3 protein-coding genes are annotated in these 2,904 nt (G+C 47.2%); all 3 read right to left on the reverse strand.

What is annotated here, in order from left to right; translation table 11 throughout:
* Positions 1 to 852, reverse strand: an 852-nt coding sequence (locus tag RHS_RS27365) for a discoidin domain-containing protein (protein ID WP_047834959.1), incomplete at its 3' end; no start/stop codon positions are given.
* An 80-nt stretch (positions 853 to 932) separates the two neighbouring features.
* Positions 933 to 2,408 (reverse strand): sulfatase-like hydrolase/transferase, encoded by a 1,476-nt coding sequence (locus RHS_RS27370; RefSeq protein ID WP_047834961.1) that lies wholly within the window; start codon positions 2,406 to 2,408, stop codon positions 933 to 935.
* A gap of 1 nt (position 2,409) precedes the next feature.
* Positions 2,410 to 2,904: DUF3502 domain-containing protein (locus tag RHS_RS27375; protein WP_047834960.1), on the reverse strand; the 495-nt coding region annotated here is incomplete at its 5' end.

Consider the following 2,904-nt stretch of genomic DNA (forward strand, 5'->3'; position numbering starts at 1 on the left):
CGGAATCAGATTCATCTCGTATCTCGTATATGAAAATCGGATGTATCTTCCTGTGTAGTTGTCTCCGAATTCATAGCGGTGAAACTGTCTGGATGGGTCGGTGACCTGTCTCGGGGTCCGGTTTCTTAGATTGCCTTTTTCAAATACCGTTGTCCACTCATCACTTCCGTCTTCCCGCACCTGTACGCCCACCATATTATTCCAGATGCTGTTTTGTCCCCAGTCTTCCGGGGTGTTAAGCAGTGCCGTCATTCTGCTCACCACATAATTCTGTCCTAAATCAAAATCAATGTACTGTCCAACTACTTCTTTTGCATTAGCTGCATTTGGTTTCCAGCCTGCCGCCTCATTCTTGTCAATGGCTTTTGCGGCTTCAAATCCCTCCTGCTCACTGCTGGCTGAAACACTCTTTACTTCAATTAAAGATCTGCCGCGGTAGTCCGTATCTTCTTTCTGTATCAAAACATGGTATGTTTTTTCGTTGTCTCCATTGGACACCTGGATCGTAATATTCGCCTGCTGTTTCTGGTCAAATTCCACCGCCTGTCTGCCGTAATTATTATCCTTTGCGACGTTAGATGAATCCACTTCCGTACCGTTAATATTCACCACTGCATTGGGATCTGACGGAACAGCCCATACATTCAGCTTCTTAACGCTCATATATGCAGTGCCCGTGTACTCTGTTTGCTCTGGATTAAATTCCTGCTGAATCACCGGCACCTCATTCACGACAAGTTTCAACAGATCTGCATTTCCGGGTTCTGCTGCTTTTGCAAGAAGCCCCATTTCCGGAATACCTGCCAAAAGCAGGATTAGTGCCAAAAACATACTAATTAATCTCTTTCCCATACCCTTTTCCTCCTATTTCATTTGAAAACCCCTGCCCCAGAGTGTGTCTGAAAGTTGGCGGCGGGGCATAAAACAGTTAATTACATCTTACTTTGATATTTTGAGGATTTTGCATAAGTATCCTTTCCCTGTGAATACCACCCTGGCCTGCACAACTGCCCGAATCCGGTCACTCCTTCCCGGGACGCATCCATTTTAGGATCCGCATACCGGATAAACCAGCGGGTTAGCCTGTCCAGAAGCTCTTTCTGCACAGATCCATATTCCTCTCTGCCAATCAGGTTATCTGCCTCTTGCGGATCGCAGCTTAAATGGTACAGTTCATCCGGTCCGTAAGGATAACGGTGAATCAGCTTCCATTCACTGGTACGGATCATCCGGTTGGGACCGTATTCATCATAGACCACAACCTCTCCACCGCCCTTTTTCCTGCCGGTAAGCAATACCTCTTTAAAGCTGCTTCCCGGGAGATTTTCGGGCAGTTCCGCAGGGATTTCCGCCAGATCCAGCAGCGTATGCATAAAGTCATACTGGCTGTGCATACTTTCCGCTGTAATGCCCTCGGGTATTTTACCGCGCCAGGATGCAATAAACGGTACTTTCACCGCCGTATCATATAGATTAAACGGGAATGTTCCATTTCCTTTGCCCCAGATTCCATGGTGACCCATATTCATACCATTGTCAGCCATAAACATGACGATGGTATTCTGCCTGATTCCAAGCTCATCCAGTCTGTTGAGTATTTTCCCAACCCCGGCATCCATAGCGGATACAGCTGCATAATAACCTCTCAGCAGTGACTTACGGACTTCTCCGGTACCATAAGGAGCACTTTCAATCTGGTTTGGATGAACCGGAAGATCCGGCACGGAATCGAATCTGCAGTCCCGGTACAACTCCACAAATTCTTTGGGATGCTGGTCTTCATCCCATGGGTCATGGGGCGCAGTGTAGTGGACGCTCAGGTAAAATGGGGGGTCTTCCCCGCTCAGCCCATCCAGATAACTGACTGCTTTTTCCGTGATCAGATCCGTTACATACCGGTTATCAAAGTGCAGTTCTCCATCTTCAATCATATCCGGCTTATAATACTGGCATCCCCCTCTGGCAATGGTATACCAGCGTGAAAATCCATGCTGGGGGTTCCTGCTGTCACCCAGATGCCACTTCCCGGCAAGGGCACAGTTATACTGGTTTGCCGCCAGCACATCCGTGTAAGTAAGCACTCCCTCCAGGTAAGGAATTGCTTTTTCTTCACTGGCATAATAAGGATCCTCTTTTTCCCCGCCCAGACTTTCCCGGTCAAGATTTCCGGAACGGATCCAGTCATGCACGCCGTGCTGGGACGGAATCCTACCGGTGAGAATTGATGCCCTTGCCGGAGAACACACCGGAGAGGTGCAAAAGAAGTTTTCAAACCGCATTCCTTCTTTTGCAAGGCGGTCCAGATTTGGTGTCCTGATTTCCGCATTTCCGGCGCAGTGCATTGCCCATGCACCCTGGTCATCGGTGAGGATAAATACTATATTTGGCTTCGACTTCTGTTCTTTCATTTTATTTCTGATCCTTAATCTGGCTGCTGATTTCATTTAACAGTTCATCCACACCGTTTTCTTTCAATTGTTTCAGGAATTCCGGTATCTTTTCCTCCGGATCTACCATTCCTGACTCCAGTGCCGGTCCATACTGTGCCACCACGTTAGTCACAGAAGCAATTACAGTTTCTGCCGTAGCAGTGTCAAACATAAATCCATTGTGTTTTGCTGTAACGCTCTTGTCGTTGTATTCCTGGAACAGTTCTGCAATATTCTCTGGATATGAGATATCCCATTTCTGATTAAACGGAGTTCCAAACTGCCATCCAAAGGTATAATCATACCCATTCTTATCCGGTGGAAGTGTTCCGCCCATAGTCCGGTCAATCTGGTTCTCACCCACTGCTGTATAATGCTCTCCCTCAATACCATGGCGGATTAAAGTTCCCACATATGGATCTGTATTTAACAGGTTAATAAATTTCAGGGCTTCTTCCGGATGCTCACTTCCGGA

Source organism: Robinsoniella sp. RHS (genome assembly GCF_001029355.1).
Lineage (GTDB): Bacteria > Bacillota > Clostridia > Lachnospirales > Lachnospiraceae > Robinsoniella > Robinsoniella peoriensis.

Coding starts and splice junctions, on each gene's coding strand:
- RHS_RS27370 (WP_047834961.1), bottom strand. CDS start 2,408: ATGAAAGAACAGAAGTCGAAGCCAAATATAGTATTTATCCTCACCGAT.